The sequence below is a fragment of the Vibrio sp. 10N.222.55.B11 genome, assembly GCF_041473705.1.
GTDB lineage: Bacteria > Pseudomonadota > Gammaproteobacteria > Enterobacterales > Vibrionaceae > Vibrio > Vibrio crassostreae_C.
This window is the reverse complement of the sequence record NZ_JBFRST010000028.1, coordinates 98,584-118,800: the sequence shown is the minus strand read 5'-3', so window position 1 is coordinate 118,800 and position 20,217 is coordinate 98,584. Positions and strand designations below refer to the sequence as shown.

16 protein-coding genes are annotated in these 20,217 nt (G+C 43.5%); 8 read left to right on the top strand and 8 right to left on the bottom strand.

What is annotated here, in order from left to right:
* Positions 1 to 62: 62 nt before the first annotated feature.
* A complete protein-coding gene (locus AB4503_RS11090) occupies positions 63 to 2,483 on the bottom strand; it encodes a VolA/Pla-1 family phospholipase (RefSeq protein WP_372114622.1) in 2,421 nt (806 codons plus the stop codon).
* Between the two features lie 14 nt (positions 2,484 to 2,497).
* The gene (locus AB4503_RS11085) at positions 2,498 to 3,745 is read right to left on the bottom strand and encodes a porin (RefSeq protein ID WP_050654485.1); all 1,248 of its coding nucleotides are present in this window, start codon (positions 3,743 to 3,745) and stop codon (positions 2,498 to 2,500) included.
* Positions 3,746 to 4,103: 358 nt separating this feature from the next.
* Between AB4503_RS11085 and AB4503_RS11080 the strand changes: the two genes are divergently transcribed.
* Complete coding sequence (locus AB4503_RS11080) at positions 4,104 to 5,186, top strand: site-2 protease family protein (protein WP_372114620.1); 1,083 nt, start codon at positions 4,104 to 4,106, stop codon at positions 5,184 to 5,186.
* A 137-nt stretch (positions 5,187 to 5,323) separates the two neighbouring features.
* On the opposite strand, the gene AB4503_RS11075 is transcribed toward AB4503_RS11080, so the two are convergent.
* Complete coding sequence (locus tag AB4503_RS11075; protein WP_017060066.1) at positions 5,324 to 6,112, bottom strand: M48 family metallopeptidase; 789 nt, start codon at positions 6,110 to 6,112, stop codon at positions 5,324 to 5,326.
* A gap of 139 nt (positions 6,113 to 6,251) precedes the next feature.
* On the opposite strand from AB4503_RS11075, the gene AB4503_RS11070 reads away from it, so the two are divergent.
* The 5 genes from AB4503_RS11070 (at position 6,252) to AB4503_RS11050 (ending at position 10,077) form a co-directional block, all read left to right on the top strand.
* Positions 6,252 to 6,677, top strand: a complete 426-nt coding sequence (locus AB4503_RS11070; protein ID WP_372114618.1) for a hotdog fold thioesterase — start codon at positions 6,252 to 6,254, stop codon at positions 6,675 to 6,677.
* Between the two features lie 95 nt (positions 6,678 to 6,772).
* Complete coding sequence (locus AB4503_RS11065) at positions 6,773 to 7,006, top strand: DUF3389 domain-containing protein (protein WP_017064605.1); 234 nt, start codon at positions 6,773 to 6,775, stop codon at positions 7,004 to 7,006.
* 153 nt (positions 7,007 to 7,159) lie between these two features.
* Positions 7,160 to 8,857 carry an SgrR family transcriptional regulator gene (locus tag AB4503_RS11060; RefSeq protein ID WP_372114616.1) on the top strand — a complete coding sequence of 566 codons (1,698 nt, stop codon included), beginning with the start codon at positions 7,160 to 7,162 and terminating at the stop codon, positions 8,855 to 8,857.
* Positions 8,858 to 8,883: 26 nt separating this feature from the next.
* On the top strand, positions 8,884 to 9,804 hold the full coding sequence (locus AB4503_RS11055) for a DMT family transporter (protein WP_372114614.1): 921 nt from the start codon (positions 8,884 to 8,886) through the stop codon (positions 9,802 to 9,804).
* Between the two features lie 21 nt (positions 9,805 to 9,825).
* Complete coding sequence (locus tag AB4503_RS11050; RefSeq protein ID WP_372114612.1) at positions 9,826 to 10,077, top strand: hypothetical protein; 252 nt, start codon at positions 9,826 to 9,828, stop codon at positions 10,075 to 10,077.
* A gap of 66 nt (positions 10,078 to 10,143) precedes the next feature.
* Here AB4503_RS11050 and AB4503_RS11045 read toward each other — a convergent pair whose 3' ends face one another.
* A complete protein-coding gene (locus AB4503_RS11045) occupies positions 10,144 to 10,752 on the bottom strand; it encodes a DUF2238 domain-containing protein (protein ID WP_372114611.1) in 609 nt (202 codons plus the stop codon).
* A gap of 201 nt (positions 10,753 to 10,953) precedes the next feature.
* Here AB4503_RS11045 and AB4503_RS11040 point away from each other — a divergent pair, with 201 nt between their 5' ends.
* Both AB4503_RS11040 and AB4503_RS11035 read left to right on the top strand, forming a co-directional pair.
* Positions 10,954 to 11,793, top strand: coding sequence for an isopenicillin N synthase family oxygenase (locus tag AB4503_RS11040; RefSeq protein WP_009845327.1), 840 nt, complete (start codon positions 10,954 to 10,956; stop codon positions 11,791 to 11,793).
* 307 nt (positions 11,794 to 12,100) lie between these two features.
* On the top strand, positions 12,101 to 12,721 hold the full coding sequence (locus AB4503_RS11035; RefSeq protein ID WP_065675332.1) for a DNA-J related domain-containing protein: 621 nt from the start codon (positions 12,101 to 12,103) through the stop codon (positions 12,719 to 12,721).
* Between the two features lie 145 nt (positions 12,722 to 12,866).
* Here the strand turns inward: AB4503_RS11035 and mrdA are convergent, their stop codons facing one another.
* The 4 genes from mrdA to fabV all read right to left on the bottom strand — a co-directional run bounded on the left by mrdA (position 12,867) and on the right by fabV (position 20,204).
* A complete protein-coding gene (mrdA, locus tag AB4503_RS11030; RefSeq protein ID WP_372114609.1) occupies positions 12,867 to 14,765 on the bottom strand; it encodes a penicillin-binding protein 2 in 1,899 nt (632 codons plus the stop codon).
* Positions 14,766 to 15,141: 376 nt separating this feature from the next.
* Entirely contained in the window at positions 15,142 to 16,797 is a 1,656-nt protein-coding gene (locus AB4503_RS11025; protein ID WP_017060076.1) for an ABC-ATPase domain-containing protein, read from the bottom strand.
* Positions 16,798 to 16,917: 120 nt separating this feature from the next.
* Complete coding sequence (locus tag AB4503_RS11020) at positions 16,918 to 18,825, bottom strand: GGDEF and EAL domain-containing protein (RefSeq protein WP_017064598.1); 1,908 nt, start codon at positions 18,823 to 18,825, stop codon at positions 16,918 to 16,920.
* Between the two features lie 179 nt (positions 18,826 to 19,004).
* Complete coding sequence (gene fabV, locus AB4503_RS11015; RefSeq protein WP_372114607.1) at positions 19,005 to 20,204, bottom strand: enoyl-ACP reductase FabV; 1,200 nt, start codon at positions 20,202 to 20,204, stop codon at positions 19,005 to 19,007.
* Positions 20,205 to 20,217: the final 13 nt, after the last annotated feature.

Genomic DNA, 20,217 nt, shown 5'->3' with positions numbered 1-20,217 from the left:
ACAGAGACAAAAATGCCAGCGGTTAGGCTGGCATTTGGTTTAGTGAAAAGCTTAAGTCTTAGTTATTCCAATAAAGCATCCGGTGCTGCTGCATCAAGGCTATCCGATTCTAAGAAATCAGCTACTTGAGCTCTCATTGATAGGGTATGAGTGGCATCAGAAAGGTCTGCTTGCGGTCCGATGATCGTTGAGTGTTTAGCTATTTCGTTATATTGAACAAACACACGATTCCCAGTTGAAGGGCTAGCTTTTGTAGAGTCATCTAACCCTAAAGTTGAATCTAATCCTTCAGAACCAACAAACGAAGCCGTGTAAGACAATGGTTTATCGTTATCATCATTGCCATTGTTTGGTACCGTTTCATCATTTTGCGACTGGATCAACAACGTTGGATAGCTAGAGCTAATTGATGACTGGTCCTCAGTGTTTGCTATTGAATGTGGATCGACCGTGTCAATAAGGGTTTGAGCGGCGACTTTAAATGCAACTAATTCAGTTTCAATTGCTGCGGCACTAGTTGGATTTTCCTTAGCAAAAGCGGTATAGCAATCGCCATCTTCAATGTCAGCCGCAGTACAAGCTGAAGCCACTGAATCCCGATACGTTGCATTTAACTGTTTAGCTAGATTGTGTTTAATTTCGGGGCCAAAGGTTTCCGATGCGAAGAGTAATTCAGCAATGTGCCCACCTGAATTAGCATATACCGCCGAGCTAAATTTATGTGTACCAGCAATTTCAGATGTAGCTACTGACGTAAATCCAGTAATACCGCCCAATGAGTGGCCCATAAATTTAACGGTTGTGTCTTTTACATCAACTCCGGCTAATGGTGTACCAGTAAAGTCATTCCCCACTTTTTCAAGTGCCATACGAAGACCTATTACATCAAGTGCACTTTGACGGATGTTGTCACGCGCAACGGGCAAAGCGCTTAGATTCAAGTAGTACAGAGCATTATCGTTAGTTGAAATAGCACCTCCGGCAAGTGAACGAGACCCATGAATAGGGTGGTCAATTGCAATGACAGCAAGACCTTCAGCCGTTAAGTTTGCCGCAAACGCATACGCATTCTCTTTTACAGAGGTAATACCGTGTTGGTAGATTACAACCCCGGTTATTGGGTCAGTCACAGGAGTAAACAAAAGCACGTCAACAGCTTCAAGTGATTTAATTTGTGGTATTGGTGAATACTGAGTGACAATGCGATCACTATCTAGAGCTGTTCCACTTGCGTCCTTTGTGAGTGTTTTTCCCATTAAAGTCGTGACATCAGCTGCGCTAAGGTTTGTTGGGTCTAATCCTAATTTAACCAACTCTCCACCAACGAAAGAACTTGTAGAGTTATCCGTTAGTGCGCTTTTTATAACCGCTAAACTGTCCAATGCTGATGCAAATGGCGTTGTAGAGAACTTAGTTGGATCGGTTTCCAAGAAATATGGGAGTTGAACAGTACCTTTAGTCACGTTTACCGACGTAGTGCTGATACCAGCGTTAGAGTAAAGGAGATTTATCCCTCCAATCAAAGTGGCATTTTCTGTTGCATCGTCATCGGCAAGATATTTTTTAAAGTCAGCATCTGCAGCGATTGCTGTAGCAAATGGTGTTGTTGATGAGGAATCTAAACTAAGATTGTAAGCGTTTGTCAGATCGATATTATTTGGGTTTGCGCTGCCATTCCAATAAGTCGAAAGTGGGGCCCCAGCATCAATCATTCCGCCAATCAACGATGCTGTAGAGGCAAGAACATCACCAACAGAAGTTGTAGTAAACCAAGCTGAATACACAATCTTTTCCGCATCAATACCAACAGCGGCAGCTATAGCTTCTTGACCTTTAATTAAAGTTTGCGCACTAGCTAAGTCACCGGTTGAATAAGTTTTAGTGGCTGTTTTGAGAGCCGCATAGCTTTGCGATGTACCTACTGGGTTACCATTTACATCTGTAACGTCATCAGTAACAACAAGCAAATATTCAGACTTCTCATCAAAAGGAGTATTAGGTGTAATTGCTAGGTTTGAGCCTACTTTGTAAACTTTGTATTCAGAGCTAGCAACAGGTGTTGGTACTTGAGCCGCTGTGGATGTGTCTGTTAGCTTTTTAGAAAGCTTCAACAATGTCACTCCGGAAGTAACAACTCCAGGAGTATCACCAAAACCGTCGCCTTCAAACTCGATGTAAATTGGCATGCTGGTCGAAAAACCATCGGCATAATTTAATGCTGCTTTTGGGTTAGAAATGCTATCGTCGCCACCTGTTGGGATCGCTAACGTGCCATCTGTAGAGTCAAATAATAGGTTATTGCTTAAAGGAACTGATGCATTACTACCTTGCAAGAGCATTTTTTGAGTTGTCGCTCTTGCCAAAGACGTTTCTAGATAGGCTTCAAGTTGTTGGTTACTTGTTACCGAACTTTCGGTGTTGTCGCCACAACCTGCTAGCAGGATCGCTGAACATAGTAGAGAGATCTTAAAGTTACGTTTCATGATACGATCCTGATTTAGTTAAAAGTGTAGTTAAGCTGAACTGAAGAAAGGTAAGCGGTACCTTCTGCTTCGAAAGTCCTTTCTTGCTGAGCGCCATTTGTCTCAGTGAACTCACCGTCATCACTTACAACAAGTGCGAATCCTGCATCGACAGTCATATTTTCGCTCCAAACATAAGTGAAGCCAGCGCTATACCACATACGATCACTATCAGGAATGCTTAAAGTTGCTTCACCAGCTTGTTCGTCATAAGCGTAACCAGCTCTTAATGTCCACTTACTGTTTAGTTGGTACGTTGCGCCTAGTGAATATCGATTGTTGTCTTCATATTTTTCAGGTTTGTAGAAGCACTGACCTGCTACACCGTTGTCAGTACAATCTGGACTTGTTGCTTTTAACTCCTTAAAAGTACTCCAATCAGTTTGTTGCCAACCGTAGTGAATTGCCCATTGTTCGTTAAGTTGGTGAAATGCTGAAAGCTCCAGAATAGAAGGAAGCTCGATTTGAAGACGACCATCAACCTTGGGAGATGTTGCTCTACCTGAATCGTAGCTGGTAAATTCACCGTCATCGAAATCAAGATCAACAGAAGAGCGGTAAGCGATACTAAAGCGATTGTTTTCGTTCAGCTCATACATCGCGCCAACATTCCAACCATAGGCAAATGTTTCACCGGTCATGCCTATAAGTTTGTCAGATGGATTTCCACCAACAAAGTTAGCGAGCTCGCCTTTATGGCGAGTAAGTTCAGCTTCCGCATACACAAGGTTTAAACCTGCACCAACGCTAAATGATTCATTCACGCGATACGCAATATTTGGATTTAGATTTACAGATAAGAGCGACGTATCACCAGCCATATCACCTGCCGAGATGTCATCAGGGTAATCCGTAGCAACACCATAATTGGTGAACATACCGATACCCCAAGCCCATTTTTCGTTGATTGGGCTGATGTAATATGCGGCTGGCACGACTTGTAATGGAGCAACATCTTTTGAATGCTCGTTAGCGTCAACGTCGTAAACGTTAACCTCTGGATCAACGATAGAAACCGCGCCTGAAAATTGGGCTGTATCAAATAGGGTCATTGCGGCGGGGTTTCTCGCTAGTACACTCGCGTTATCAGCTACTGCACCTTCACCTGAAAAGGCACGACCAAGACCTGAGGCAGAATGCTCAGCAACTTGGAAACCAGCCGCAAGTGAGTTACATGCAAATAGTACTGAAAGTGAAACGAGAGAGCGTTGTATTGTTTTCATCCTTGACCCTCCTAGGGCATCGAATTTCGTTATTATGGTTTGAAAACACACTGAGCATTTTTGGTGTTGAAGCTCTAATGTAAATAGCATGTTAAATTCATGTTTTATATAAAGTCAAAGAAAGAGTTGTTATTTTGTGAGGTTATGTTTTAAAGGGGCGGCACTTTAACATCGATAATATAAGCATAATCAATAATTTATTCGTGGTTGGAGGTGTGACCAGAGTGTTTATGCATCGTTGCGGTATAAATAGTGTTCAATAGCTCAATATGTAACAACTTTGTTTCTGTTTACCACCATTCGCTAAATCGGCATAATATCGACACTCGTTAGAAGTCATTAAATTGGAATTTTAAGTTTGGAATTACTCGCGATAGAGTTTCTTGGAAAACCGCTTCGTTTAGAAGGATCAATGGCAGGGTGGCAACAGTTGTATTGGGATAACACTTTGGTATCTCAATTAGATGCGACCACAGACCAAGAAGACGCCCGAAAACACGAATTTACACTACGCGCTGGCGAAGAAACGTTGCAGTGTCACGTTGAATCGACCGTTCAGTGGCAACCGTTTGAGATGACGTATAAAGCGTCGGTGAATGGGCAAACCATTACCGAAGGCAATCGAAACACCAAAGATATTGAACAACAAACTCCTGTTGTCGCTCCTAAACCAGAGAAGCGTTTTAGCTTAATTGGGTTGGTGTCGCTTGGTATGAAAGCGCTTAAAAGCGCCAAGCTAATCAAGGTCGTACTTGCTTCTGCGAGTTTAGCGGCCTATTCATGGTTGCTTTCAATTCAGTTCGCTTTGGCCTTAATCGCCTGTTTAATGTTCCATGAGTACGGTCATATTAGAGCGATGAAATACTTCGGCATGAAAACCAAAGGGATCTATTTGATACCATTTCTTGGTGGCTTGGCGTTATCCGATGAAAAGATTAATACGCGTTGGCAAGATGTGGTTATCTCAATCATGGGGCCATTGTTCGGCCTGATATTGTCGTTAGTATTTATGGTGCTGTATTGGGCGACTGGCGAAATGTTCTTTGCCGGCCTTGCAGTATTTAATGCTCTATTAAACCTGTTCAATCTATTGCCGATTTTGCCTCTCGATGGCGGACATGTTCTTAAAAGTATCAGTTTCTCGATGAACAGTGTGCTTGGCATTGTACTTTGTGTCGCGGCTGCCGTTGCTGGTGTGGTATTGAGTTATCAGTTGAATTTAACCCTGTTTGGTTTCTTATTGATCATGGGCAGTGTTGAAATACTGTTTGAATGGAAAGGACGTCATCACAGTCACTTGTTACCGTTAGACAAATACGGGCAAGTCGTGTCGTTCGTTTGGTATGTAGGTTTAGTGAGCAGTTTGATTGGTGTTATCTGGTATTTTGCATCTACTGGTGATCAGCTATTAAGCCTACCATTACAAATTCTTGGTACTTAACGAGTGAGTTTCTGTTGTTGGAATTATCCAGCTGCTTAGTGCACTTGAACTGTTAGCAAGCAAGAAACTGAAAATGCCCTAACCAATATGGATAGGGCATTTTTGTATTTACACCAGCTAGGCGATTCTTACTTAGATTACGCTTTGCAATTTGGTCTTGGTGAACCTGATTGAGGAAGCGTTTTTATCGTTGCTTGTAGATCTTTAATACGCGTACTGTGGGAAGGGTGCGTAGAAAGCAACTCTGGCGGTTGATTACCCCCTGATGCTTTCGCCATGTTTTGCCACAAGTTGACACTTTGGTTTGGATCGAAACCTGCTTGAGCCATATACTCTAAACCGACAACATCGGCTTCAGACTCTTGAGTTCGCCCATACGGTAGAATAACGCCATATTGAACGCCTAACCCTAACGCGGCCATCGTCATACCTTGATACTGTTTGTATTCTGATGCACCTAACGCAACGTTAGTAATAGATAAGCCCGTATTAGCGATTTGAGACTGAGAAAGGCGCTCATTACTGTGGTCCGCTAAAACGTGTGCCACTTCGTGACCGATAACCGTCGCGAGTTGGTCTTGATTGACTGCAACCTTGAGTAACCCTGTGTATACACCGATTTTTCCGCCAGGTAGGGCGAATGCGTTCACTTGATCACTATCAAACACAACAACTTCCCATTCACTAAAACCTTGTTTAGGAATATATTGAGTGATGCTGTTCGCTACGCACTGTACATAAGCGTTAGTTTTGGCATCTTTGCTGATGGGTTGTTCTTTTTTCATTTGTTCAAAAGACTGTGCTCCAAGCTGAGACATGTCTTTATCTGAAAAAAGCAGCAATTGGTTTCTGCCTGTCGGAGAAGCGCTACACGCGGTTAGGCCTGCAAGTGTGAGAAGCGAGGCAAACTTCATCCATGACGTCATACAATATCCTCTGTGTATTCGGTTTTTATGCATGTTAACATCAACTTGCGTAATAGCTAAGGGCTGTAAGATAACTAACAGCGGTAATATAGAAAAAAGCTATGCACGCGATAACAAGATCAATAATTAAGGAACCTATATGAGTATTTGGAAAAAGCCCGTTGACCTAGATACCTTCAACGTGACCTCAAAAAATACCTTAATTGAACACCTCAACATTGTTTACACCGAAGTAAATGACAATTCTTTGGTAGCAACCATGCCGGTTTGTCACTTTACGCACCAACCACTGGGTATGCTTCATGGCGGCGCATCGGTTGTGCTAGCAGAAACGCTTGGCTCATTGGCTGCAAACTTCTGCGTACCAGAAGGCTATTATTGCGTTGGGCTCGATATCAATGCGAACCACGTAAGGTCAATGCGTGAAGGGCATGTCATTGGTACTGCTGAGCCTATTCACTTGGGCGTCTCTACTCAAGTATGGCAGATCAATATCACTGATGATCGTCAACGCTTAGTTTGTACCAGCCGTTTAACCATTGCCGTTAAGAAACATAAGCGATAACAGACTAGGCAGTCGTACGCTGGTTTTGTCTTTAGAAGAAGTAATCAGTACTTAGAACAAGCAATCAGTATTTAAAGAAGTAACCCGAGAAGCCCATGGTCATAACGTTTAAAAGTGGAAAAGTCATCGCAACCGCACATGAATTGGTTGTTCGTTTAGATGGGGAGCATAGAGTCACGCTGCAAGCCCAAGTTGATGCAATTCAATTGATCGGAAAAGGGGCAAATGTTATTTCAGCTAACGGTTCTGAGTGTAAATGGTCGATAAAATTAGACGATGAACAGCAGCTCCGTGAAATCGCTAATGAAATTGGCTGCGATGTAATGTAATCCTTTACGGTAAAGGCACTTAACCCTTAAGATTGAATCACATCTTAGGATGTCGTACTCATAATTCACAATAAAATTGTGTCAGTAATATTGATTTTACGCCATAAAATAGGGAAACTGAATTCAATGTCCTTTGAATAAGTTTTCCTCTTTATGAGCAGCCCAAGACTTCGCGTTCAATTTGAAACCCTGTTTGAATACTTCGATGGTAAAGATTCTGATGTTCAACTCGACGACATCACGGATGTGCTTTGTTGTACCCGTCGTAATGCCCGAATGGTACTCAACAAGCTTGAAGAAGAAGGGTGGGTCGAATGGTTACCGGCAGCGGGTCGAGGGAAGTTATCTCAACTTATCTTTAAGCAAAATCGCTGTGATGTCAGCGAGAACTTAGCGAGACGCTACTTACAGGAAGGCAAAATTGGGCAGGCGCTGTCAGTGCTTGATCACAATGCTGCCAAACTCACCCAAGTCATTCAAAACTACTTGGGTGTGCAATATCAAGAGGGCGAACAGGTCATTCGTTTGCCTTATTATCGTCCGCTATCCATGCTTAATCCGACAAAGTCTATGCGTCGTTCAGAGCAACACATCGCCTGCCAAGTCTTCAGTGGTTTAACGCGTTTGGATGAAAACGATCAGCTCCAGCCTGATCTTGCTCACTCGTGGCAGCAGATCAGTGACTATCAATGGCGGTTCTTCTTGCGGCCAGGTGTTCGTTTTCATAACGGGGAACCTCTGTTAACTAATCATGTTGTGGATACACTTCTTGCCCTCGAACCTCTCAACATGTTTTCGCATATCAAAGATGTTTCTTCACCTGCAAATTGTGTTGTAGATGTTTTCCTCACACGTCCAGACAAGTATTTTCCACTCGCATTAACGGAGTCGGTCGCTAAAGTCACTTTACCGGTCACTTTACGTGGTGAAGACTATGATATTCGACCGATTGGAACAGGGCCTTACCGCATCGAGAAGAACGACGAGAAACAACTCGTGTTAACGGCTTTTAACGGATATTTTGGTTTCAGACCGTTAATTGATCGCGTTGAAGTTTGGGTGGTGGATGAGGCTTATTCATCAATGGTTTATCCAAGTCTTTCTAAGCCTGTAATGGCCGACCGCGGCGATAGCGATGAAGTAGAGCTCGATCCGGGCTGTACGTATCTATTACTCAACAGAAAGAAAGGTATAGCGCAAGATCCCGCTTGGGCGGAGTTTTTATCAAACGCGTTAAATGCTGCCGATCTTTTTGTCCATATACCAAAAGAAACCGTCATTGATTTGGGCGTTTTGCATGCTTATGGCATCAAGCCTGGTTGGTACGATATCAAGCTAAAGCTAAAGGTTCCGGAATGTCCACCAGCCGATAGTAAGCCTGCAATAAAGTTAGCTTACCAATGCCAGCATCCAATGTTTCCTACGCTCGCGAAGGCCATTGTTACTGTGCTTAAGCAATATAATGTTGATGTTGAGCTTTTGGGTTACGAAACCGATCCACCGCATGCTGATGATGTGGACATCTGGATTAACCCTATGGGAATTGCGAATAACAGAGACGACGCACTGGCATGTTGGCTTATGGATTATAGTTTCCTCGATGAATCGAGTCCCGCAGACGATTTTGATCAATGGTGCCATATGATTGATCGTTGGCGCTCTGGTGAATTTGAACAGTTTCCAGCAAGGCAACTCGGTAAGCAACTGGTACAAAGCAACCAATTGATTCCGATGTTCCATTGTTGGTTAGGCGTAAACAAAGACCAATGTGGTACCTTACAAAACGCGAAGTGCAATGCGCTTGGTTGGTTTGATTTTAGCCAAGTATGGGTTAAACCTGACGTTGATTAATCCTCTGCAAGGACAAGGAAAGACCGATGCAAATCGTTTTAGTAACCCTGATTACGCTGGTGGCATTTGCTGCTAACTCCGTGCTTTGCCGCTGGGCGTTAATGGATCAAACGATTGATCCCTTGAGCTTTTCGATTGTACGTATCTTGTCTGGAGCGCTTACACTTCTGATTTTATTAACGTTATCTTCGCAGTCTAAATCTAACTCCAAACCTAAACAGGATTCATCTAACAGCGATATATCGGGATACACAAAGCTCAAATCACAGTTCCAATTCACATCAATATTGTCACTGCTCGTGTATATGTTTGGCTTCTCGTTTGCTTATTTAGAGCTTGGCGCAGGTCTTGGTGCTCTGGTTTTGTTTGTCGCAGTACAATTTACGATGATTGCCGCGCACTTGTTTTCTGGCAACAGAATGTCATTGATTGAATGGGGCGGATGTTTGTTATCGGTAGCAGGGCTTGTTTATTTATTAATGCCAACGGAATCGACACAGGCACCTGATTTAGTTTCTATTATCTTGATGTCTCTGGCCGGAGTTGGGTGGGGCATTTACACATTGGCAGGAAAGACATCGTCAAACGCACTGCAATCGACCACCGCTAACTTTGGATTCAGTTCGCTAGTTATCCTTTTGGCATTAAGCTTGTTAGTTTTGATTCCTAATGCGTTAACGCAAGTGTCTATCACTGAACAAGGTTTGATTTACGCGGTTATATCGGGCTCTGTGGCTTCTGGTGTGGGTTATAGTTTGTGGTATTACGTGGTGAAAAAGCTGAATACCGTGGTGGCGTCTATTGCACAGCTTTCTGTTCCAGTTATCGCGACACTTGGTGGTGTATTACTTTTATCTGAACCTGTCACCATGCAATTTATAGTCTCATCAACCGTTATACTTCTAGGGATAAGCTTGGTTCTTGTCGCTCCTAAACATAAGAAATAAAGAGTTCAATCATTAACTTCTATGGCTAAACCAAACAAGAAACAACCGACCAAGACGGTTCAGATTTTCTGCGCCAAATGTAAAACGCAACTTTTTAAGTATCTGAAAGGTGGCAAAGGTGCACTCGTGAAATGTTTTAAGGAGCGTATCGTTGAAGATTTCACGACAGAGCCATGTGTGTGCCCTGAATGCGGGATTGAATTTGCGCGAGATACCTTGGTTCGAGGTACGCCAGCCTACAAGTTTGTTGGTGGCAAGGTAACAATGAAATAAAATGCCACCGCACTCATTGTGTGGCATTTCAGAACTGTTATTGAAGTTCAGAATCAAAAGCTAGTATCAATGAACTTTGACACGCCCTTGAAGCTTAAGAAGTATTAGTGAGACAATTGCGCCAGTTGTATCACACAGCATGTCTTTCTGCGCATCCCAAATATCACCTTGTGAACCAAGGAATGCGATACCTTCATCACCACCTGCAATCTCCGCGTACCACCACTCGATAATTTCATAGCCTGCAGCAACACTCATGATCACAAATAGCGCAAAGAAACACGCCAGTACCGGTTGAGCCAGTTTTTTACGAATCAAGTACTCAGCGAGTGGGTAAGCATAAAGGCCAATAGAGAAATGGGCGACACGGTCAAAGTTATTGCGTTCAGAACCTATCATGTTATTGAACCAATCAAATGGCACCTCAGCGAAGGTGTATTTCGCGCCTATAGTATGCAAAATCAGCCAGATAAACATCAAAACGTAGGCTGTCTTAGTGAAGGTGAGCTTTGTTGATAACCACCAAATACCCACCAATATCGCGAGCGCTGGGACAATTTCAGCAATCCACACAGCTCTTGAAGAGGGATCGAACGCTGAAAATAGAAACACAGTCAGATACAGCGTCGTCAATGACAGTAATGGTCGATTTTGAGCAAGTGGCGTGATTGTCATATCAAGATCTCTCGTCGAAGTTTTTATTAGTGTTACACAATAATGAACAGTGTTCAATTGTGTCTTAATCACCAGATTTGTTGAAAAGTGGCGTTATCGCCCAGTATCTAGACAAACGGTTGCTAGAGTTTCACAAAAGTTTGATTTACAACAAAGCGATCCTTAAAATCGTTCTATTACTACATAACAAGAAAGAAAGTCATGAAACTGGAAACTGTCGATTACCTTGCTGACGACGCAGCAGAACAATTTGTTCGCTCTCTACGTGAAACTGGTTTTGGTGTTCTTAAGAACCACCCAATCCCGAAAGAGCTTGTTGAGTCAATTTACGAAAACTGGTACCAATTCTTCATCTCTGAAGAGAAAGAGAACTTCCACTTTAATGTTGAAACACAAGATGGATATTTTCCACCTTCAGTGTCTGAAGTTGCTAAAGGCCACACTGTAAAAGACATCAAAGAGTACTTTCACGTATACCCTTGGGGCCAAATCCCTGAACAGCTGAAAGAACAGATTCTAGATTACTACCAACGTGCGAATGCTTTTGCTCAAGAGCTGCTAGGTTGGGTTGAAGCTCATGCTCCTCAAGAAGTACAAGAGAAATTCTCTATTGCGTTATCAGAAATGATTAACGGCAGTGAACAGACTCTGCTTCGTGTACTTCACTACCCACCAATGCAGGGTGATGAAGAGCCAGGTGCAATTCGCGCTGCGGCACACGAAGACATCAACTTACTGACTGTTCTTCCTGCAGCAAACGAACCGGGCCTTCAAGTTAAAGCACAAAATGACGAGTGGTTAGATGTTCCATGTGACTTCGGTAACATGATCATCAACATCGGTGACATGCTTCAAGAAGCATCAGGTGGTTACTTCCCATCGACAACTCACCGTGTAATCAACCCATCAGGTGAACGCCAAGAGAAGTCACGTATCTCTTTGCCTCTATTCCTTCACCCGAAACCAGAAGTAGTGCTATCTGAAAAGTACACAGCAAACGAATACCTAATGGAACGTCTAAGAGAGCTTGGCGTTATCTAATGAGTTCAATGCTTCGTCCCTAAATTGGGGTAGATGTGAAAGGTCAGCTAAATCGCTGACCTTTTTTGCATCTGTAGCAAAAAATAGCTCCTGTATTGCTTACGGTTGCGTTCGACTAAACGGTATTCAGTCTTGACGGTAAAAAGTGTCTTTAAGCCAAGCGATAGAAAGTTGTTTGTCCTTAAGCTCGACAAATCGTAGAAAATCGCTTTCAATTAAAGAAGATCCGCAACGGATGAGAAACAGATTACTTATAGAACCACTGTTTTGAAAATCCATTAATTCAGAAAAGCTAACTGAGTCAACTATGTCGAATCATCAAGATGTGCGAGCAAACTTTCACTGCCATATGGAAAACCCATTGCTTTGGCCGATAATGGAAGTGCTTAAGCAAAAGCCAAGCGGCTGGAAAGTACATACATTGGCGGCTCATTTGAACGACCTTGGGTTTGTGCCAGTGTTAGACTCGATACCTGAGAAAGAGTTGTTTAAAAAGAACTTCCTGATCATGAATGCGCTTTATCAGCTTCAAGAAACTTTACATCCTGATGGTTGGCTCCAAGTCCAAGCGATGGACATTGAATTGATGAACGGTCGTTATCACGGAAGCAACCACAACATCGATCGTCAAGATCCACTTCGAGACTACTATATTAATTGGGTTAACTATGAAGCGGATGAAGGTGAAGTTAAAAGGCTGTTGAACGAATTTTGGACTCGGTACCGGAAGTTTGTTGGTGGTGATGAGCTCGATATGGATCGAAGCCGAGCGTTGAACTTATTTGAGCTCCCCATAGACGCCACTCACCATGAGATTAGAAAACGTTGGCGACAACTTGCGTTGAGATGGCATCCAGACCGAGACGAGGGTAACACCGCAAAATTTCAGACGCTCTGTGAAGCATGGCATGTATTACGAAGCTCATAATCGACAGTCACTTTTAACTGCCTAGCTGGGTGGAACCCTAAAATATAAAGCCCCATATTGTGAGTGACACAAGTGGGGCTTTGTCGAAATTACGTTATGTTTTGGGTAAATACGTTATGTGTTGTAGCGACTTAAGTTGTTGGTGCTAGGAGTGATCTTTGCTCTCACCACTTTTATGCTCAAAGGCATAGTCGAGTACTTTACGGATATAAGGTGCGCCGACTTTCGAGCCGCCGTTACCGTGTTCAATGACCACAGTCGCGACATATTCAGGGTGTTCATAAGGTGCGAAAGCTGTGTAAAGCGCGTGGTCAAGTAGATGCCTAGCGAGTTTCTTCGAGTTGTAGACCTGATCTTTCGCAAGATCAAACACTTGTGCAGTTCCTGATTTACCGCCGCTCGTGTATTTAGTTCCCTTAAATGCACGCCTGCCGCTGCCTCGACTTCCGTGGTTCACGAGTCGCATCGCGTTGATGGGCACATCCCAAATTCTATCCGGTACTTCAGTGATTGAGGGCATTGGCTCCGGTTCGACAAGTTTTTGGGTACTGAAATCTTCACCGTGGTCTAAGGTAGCTCGTAAGATATGCGGTGGCATCACCTTACCATGATTAACCAATACTGACGTTGCTTTAGCAAGTTGCATAGGTGTCGATGTCCAATAACCTTGGCCAATACCAATCGGAACTGTGTCACCCTGATACCAAGGGGTGCGATAACGCATCATCTTCCATTCTCGAGTCGGCATGTTGGCGGTACTTTCTTCATAGATATCAATGCCTGTCGGTTCACCAAATCCAAATCGGTTCATCCAACTTGAAATTCGGTCAATACCCAAATCGAAAGCGGTTTGATAGAAGAATGAATCTACCGACTCTTCAATGGCTTGAGTGACATCGACAGGTCCGTGACCCCAACGTTTCCAGTCACGCCACGATTTAGAGTTTCGTTTAGAGCCAGGAATTCTCCAAACGCCATGGTCGTTACGGATGGTATCTTCAGAGATGACATGTTCTTGCAGTCCTGCCACAGCCATAAATGGTTTAACGGTTGAGGCAGGAGGATAAACGCCTAGAGTGGTGCGGTTAACCAACGGGTGAGCCGGATCATTCAATAAACGTTGGTAGTTCTTACTCGAAATGCCGTCGACAAATAGGTTAGGGTCGTAACTCGGGCTTGATGCCATCGCCAACACGCTGTTGTCTTTCGGATCGAGAATAACCGCGCTTCCAGTTCGGTGATCAAGTTGCTCAAAGACGTATTTTTGCAGCTCAAGGTCAATATTTAACACGATATCTTTACCAGCTACTGGCGGCACGTACTCAATGGTTCGGACTATTCGCCCACGGCTGTTTACTTCGACTTCTTGATAACCTTTGGTGCCGTGCAGAATATCTTCGTAATAACGTTCAACACCCAGTTTTCCTATGATTGTTGTAGCTTGATAATTCGCTTCTATCCCTTGTTCTTCAAGCTTTCTGAGATCGCTATCATTGATGTGCGCCACGTAACCAAGAACATGGGTAAGCACCTCACCATTCGGGTAAAAACGCTTTAAGCTGGTATCGATAGATAAGCCGGGGAACTGGTACTGGTGCACGGAGAACTTGGCGATCTCTTCCTCCGTTAAGTTCTCTAGAATAGTCACAGATTTAAAACGGCGGGTGTTGTGATAGCGTTTTTTGAAACGAGCGATCTGCTCTGCATCACGGGGGACATATTTGTCTAGCTTGGTGAGCATTGCATCGACATCATCGGTTTGCTCAGGAATCATGGTTAGATCAAAGACAAGCTTGTTCTCTGCAAGCAACACGCCGTTACGGTCGTAAATAAGTCCACGAGTAGGGGCGATAGGTAATACTTTGATTCTGTTGCCATCGGCACGAGTTTGATAGCTTTTAAAATTTTCAACTTGAAGTCGGTATAGATTCCCGACTAAGACAAGAGTGAATATCAAGATCCCACAAAACGCGACGATTACGCGGTTTTTGAATAGGTTCACTTCGATTTTATGGTCACGCATCTTAACGCGTTTATGATTCATTGAAGCCTCAAGGGTCTGTTACATTTGGTTACACTTGTCGAATCGGGACTTTATCTGAATATCACTAGGGTTTTGTAAAAGCTGTGTCATGTTTTGAGGGATCGACAGCATTAGATGGCGGTAAACAGTGCCTTTAATTTTCTCATTACAAAAGATGATAAGTAATTGATGTAAAGATTGGTTTTATGAATTTATAAAGTTCAAGAGTTTTGACGACACTAGAGGTTAGGTCAAAAGAGGTTAGATAAATTTACGGCCCTCAGAATGAGAGCCGTAGAAGGTTAATTTGCTTATTTAGTGGCTTAGAAGCTTTAGTAAATTAGAAGATTAAAACTTCAAAAACCTAGAAGCACAATAAATCCGATATTTAACGAAATCAGTTCGAAGGCTTGAACTGAGATTTACGCATACGGTTCAGAGCAGCCATCACATCTAACGTTCTTGGTTTCGCTAGGTCACCGTAGTTAGGCATGTTAGCGTGCCATTCGTTTTCTAAAATAGCGTTAAACTCTTTAGCAGGGTTGTTTGACCAACCTGGAGTTTGTGCGAATTGGAACCAAGCCCAACCGATCGCATTCACTTCAGACGGTGATTCTAATTGCTCAAGCGCAGAAAGGTCTGCAAACTCTTTACCAAAACGCAGTGACTCTTTGCCTTTAGCATTAACACGGAATTTACCGTCAGTCAGAATGTTCATCAGTGAAGCACGGTTCAATGAACGCGGTACAAACGTTTCTAAAGCAGTTTCACATTCGTTAGTACGCTGAGTAGGGTGCTGAGCAATCACGTCTTTTGCTTTTTCAGTCACATCTACCGCTTGGTAGTCGTGCATTTGAATCACAGTGTTCGCGACATCTAGGTAATCACCAGAGCCACCCATTACAACAATGGTAGAGATATCCATCTCTTCACGAAGCTGACCAATGCGGTCGACAAGTGGTGTGATTGGCTCATCGCCTTTTGACACTAGCGCTTGCATACGCTCGTCACGAATCATGAAGTTAGTCGCTGACGTATCTTCATCGATAAGTAGAGTTTGAACGCCGGCTTCAATCGATTCTTGTAACCAAGCCGCTTGAGACGTAGAACCTGACGCATCTTGTGTGCTGAAGTCAGATGTGTCTTTCTGCATTGGTAAATGGTTGATGTAGTTTGACAGGTTCAAGCTGTGCACACATCGACCATCTTCAGCGCGGATCTTCATCGTATCAATCGCAGTTACAATGCCTTCGCGACCGTCACCAGGAATATGGTTGTAGATAGAACGTTCAACGGCGTTCAACAGTGTCGATTTACCATGGAAACCACCACCAACGATCAGCGTAATGCCTTTTGGAATGCCTAGGCCGGTCACGTCACCTTGGTTTGGAGTATTTAACGTAACACTCAATGATTCTGGAGCCGCGAAAGGTACCGCGTCTTTCATTGGAAGGTCGCAGTTACCCGCGATACGAGGTAACACACTGCCGTTTGCAACGAAAGCGGCTAGGTTGTTTTCATCCAATTGAGCACGCAGCGCTTCTTGGTCTTCAATCGTTTCACAATGTTTGATCATTGCATCGATGTTTAACTCACGCTCAAGCGTCGCGCGACGAATAAACTTCGGTAAGTAGAAAGTGATGATGTTGTTCGCTTTCTTAGCAAGAATGCTACGACCATCAGCTGGTAAATTAATACGGAAACGAATTTCGATGCCGTGGTCTGTGAATACAACAGCTGTGTTGTCTAATACGGTTTGACCCGTCAGCGCGATAGAAACGGTCGACTCTTGTTTCGCGAACTCAGAGAAGCTACGTGCGATAAAGTCACGAGCGGCTACTTGGTATTCGTAAGACTTTTCTTTCAGCCAATCTAACCCGGTCAAAGACCACGCGCGCGTTGCACGAAAACGAGAAGCTGACGCGTATGGGTCACCTTGGATGTGGTCGATGTGTAATTCAAAATCAGCAAAGTCGTATTGACCTTTAATTTGTTGATATGCACGGTAGTTTTGTTTTTCGAGCTTTTTAAGCTTTGCAGTCAACTGATCCATAACGAGGAATGCCTATATAAGGGGAAAGATAAAAACAGAAAGGCGGCGATTATAAAAATCACCACCTTTAGAGTAAAGAGAAAGTAGGCCTAAATCCAAAACTAACTGCTCTTTTTCGCTTTAAGCGTAACGAGTTGTCCCCAAATAGTTTTGATTGATTAAGCTGTGTTCGAATTCTTGGCTCGGCATTGGTCTTCCGTAAAGGTAACCTTGGCCCACATCGCAGCCTTCATTAATAATAAATTGCTCCTGAACCTCCGTTTCTATGCCTTCAATCGTCACTTTTAAGTCGAGCTTTTTGGCAATTTGGACAATAGAACGAACAATTTCCGAGTCTTCGTGTGAGTTGAGCATTTGGTCGATAAAGCTCTTATCAATCTTAATGGTGTCGAATGGGAACTTCTTCAGATAACTGAAGGAGGCGTAGCCCGTACCGAAGTCATCTAGTGACAATGTAACGCCAATGTCGTGCAAAGATCCCAAGGTATTCTTGGCAACCACTTCATCTGCTATCAGTCCACTCTCCGTAACTTCAAGTTCTAAGAAACGAGGCTCTAAATGATAGGTTTCGAGTAGGTGAACCACTTGTTCCGCAAAGTGTACGTTCTTGAGTTGAATTGCAGACACATTCACAGCCATCTTGAAATCTTCAACGTATTCGGACCACTCTTTGGCTTTTTCAATCGCATTGCGTAAAACAAAGCTGCCCACTTCGAAAATCAAACCGTTTTGTTCAGCCATGTGGATCAGGGTTTCGTTAGAGATATCACCCAAAACAGGATGTCGCCAACGAAGCAAAGCTTCAGCACCGATCCAGCGATGCGTCAACGGGCTAACTTTGGGTTGAAAGTAGAGCATAAGGTCATCATTACGAACGGCTTGAAGCAAATAGCCTTCGATCTTATTAATGTGAGTTTGTTCTTCGGTATGGGATTGAGAGTAGTAAGCGAACTTTTGTCCTGAATCTTTGCAGGCTAACATCGCTTCAGAAGATTTCTGCAGAATGCTTTCCGCGTCATCTTCGTCGTTCGTAATTGCAATCCCAATAAACGCGTGCAAATGCACTTTGTCACTTTCGATGTCGAATTCTGAATGACCAACTTTAACGAGCGTCTGGCAAAGTTCTTCAAGGCGATGGTGTAAATCTTTAACGCTAAACGCCAATACGAGGTCAACCGAAGTAGGGCGTGCAGTTAATACATCGATATCAGAAATACAGTCGATGCGTTTTCGGTATTCAACAAGCACTTGGTCTAACGCGTTATAGCCGTAGCGTGCTTGTATGCGTCTACCGTTGGTAAAACCAATATGAACGACTGCAAATGAGCTGTCTGTCAGCCTTCTCTGTGACAGTAGCTTGTGGTTTAAGCGAGATTCAAATGCGTTTCGGTTTAAAAAGCCGGTGCCGAGGTCGTGATTCTTTTGGAAGTTAATCTTCTGTTCAGCCGCTTTTCGTTTATCAATTTCTTGATTCAACGAGTAATTAAGGCTCGCGAGATCTTTAGTGCGATTGTAAACGCGGTTTTTTAGGTCGCGATTCATTTGGGTAAGCTTGGCGTGTTGGAATAGGGTTTTAAGCTGAGATTCAATCGAAGTCCGAAAGCTCTCTAACAGTTTGATATAAGTAGGGGTGTAGTGATTCTCTTTCGAGTCCAATATACAAATGGTGCCAAACAGTTCACCGTTAGGCCAAAGTAATGGAATACCACAATAGGAGACTAAGCCGAGTTTGATGTCTGGGTTGTTGTCCCACTTAGGATCGGCAAGCGCGTTAGGCACAAGAAGCTGTCGTTGAGTTTCCATCACTGTTTCGCAGTACAGCCCATTCCCCAGCGTTTCAGAATCACCTTTGTTGTATGGGTTGTTCTCGCTACGACTGGTTGAAAAAACTTCAATGTAATTGGCGTGAACACGCATGATTAGTGCTGCGGGAACTTGAGTAATTTGAGCTAAGAGGTCGACAATATTCTGCCAACCGTGCTCCATATCGTCTGGGATATCTAAATCGAGAGTTTTTATTTTCTTCATATGACTCCGAGTCAATTATGCTAAATGCATCAACACATCCTGTGTTAATTATGATGAACCAAAGAAAACTGTGAATCTTACGTTAACTAAGTATAAGAAATGTTGCACAAAAAAACCTCGGCAATTTTGCAGAGGTTTTCAAATGTGAATACGGGTCTCAGTAATGAGATAATTTTAGATTAAGGCTTTAACTTTATAAAATCTTCTGTATTAAGTTTCTGGCTATAATCTACCGATGGTTGAGCAAACCCATTTAATTGTAGAAATTCTTCTTTAAACCCTTGGTAATCCCCTAAGGTTTGGAAGTTATTTTCGTCCATCTTTTCTAGCAGTTCAGTTACGTGCGCTTGGGTTTCTGGATCTAATTCCCAATCATCCATACGGATCAATCGCTCACCATCAAGTGGTACTTTTGATTGACCATAGAGTTTACTGCTAAATAGACGCTGCATTTGTTGGATACAACCTTCGTGGGTCTCTTTCTCTTTCATCACCTTATACAAAGCAAGTAAGTAAGGGCTGAGTCCCGGGATGAAAACGCTCGCTTTAGTGACTAGTGCTTTACAGACAGTCGCGTAAGCGTTGCCATCAAAGTTAGCTAATTCTAGATTAAGAGCGTGGCTGGTTTGATGAAGGTCGATCTTAGCGCGACCTAAAGTACCGTCTAAGTAGATAGGGTGCGTCACTTCAGGGCCAACATAGGAGAAGGCGATCGTCTTACAACCCGGAGCAATAGACTCAGCGTTGATCAGTTCGTCTATCCAGTTTTCCCAATCTTCACCACCCATCACTTTGAGTGTACTTTCAGCTTCTTCTTCTGTTGCAGCGTCGAGCGTGTTGGTCACCCAGTCGTCGTGCTCAAGGGAAATCGTCGCGCCAGTAACGCTTTCGCCAATCGGTTTAATAGCTGAGCGCCAAAATTCATCGGAGTCTGGTTTTGGTCTCACACCTGCGGCTAAGCTGTAAATGATGAGATCGACTTCACCTTCGAAGTAGGTTTCAATGGCTTCGACAACTTGTGAGCGTGTTTCTTGCGAAAATGCGTCGCCAACGATGTTGATAGCAGTGCGTTGCTCTCGTTCGGCTTCTTTTTTGAAGTAGATGTTGTTGTACCAACCAGCACTACCTAGGGATTTTTCGTTTGGACCGCGCTCGAATGAGACGCCGATGGTGTCAGCTTTTGCACCGCCAAAGGTAAGGGCGATACGAGCGGCAAGGCCGAATCCAGAGGAAGCGCCGATGATCAGTACTCGTTTAGGGCCATCTTTGATTTGCGGCGCACTCTTAACAAATTTGATTTGTTGCTTTACGGCTTCTTGACAGCCAATAGGGTGAGCGCTTTTAGCTACCACACCCTTGATAACAGGTTCGATCAGCATAAATAACCTTACA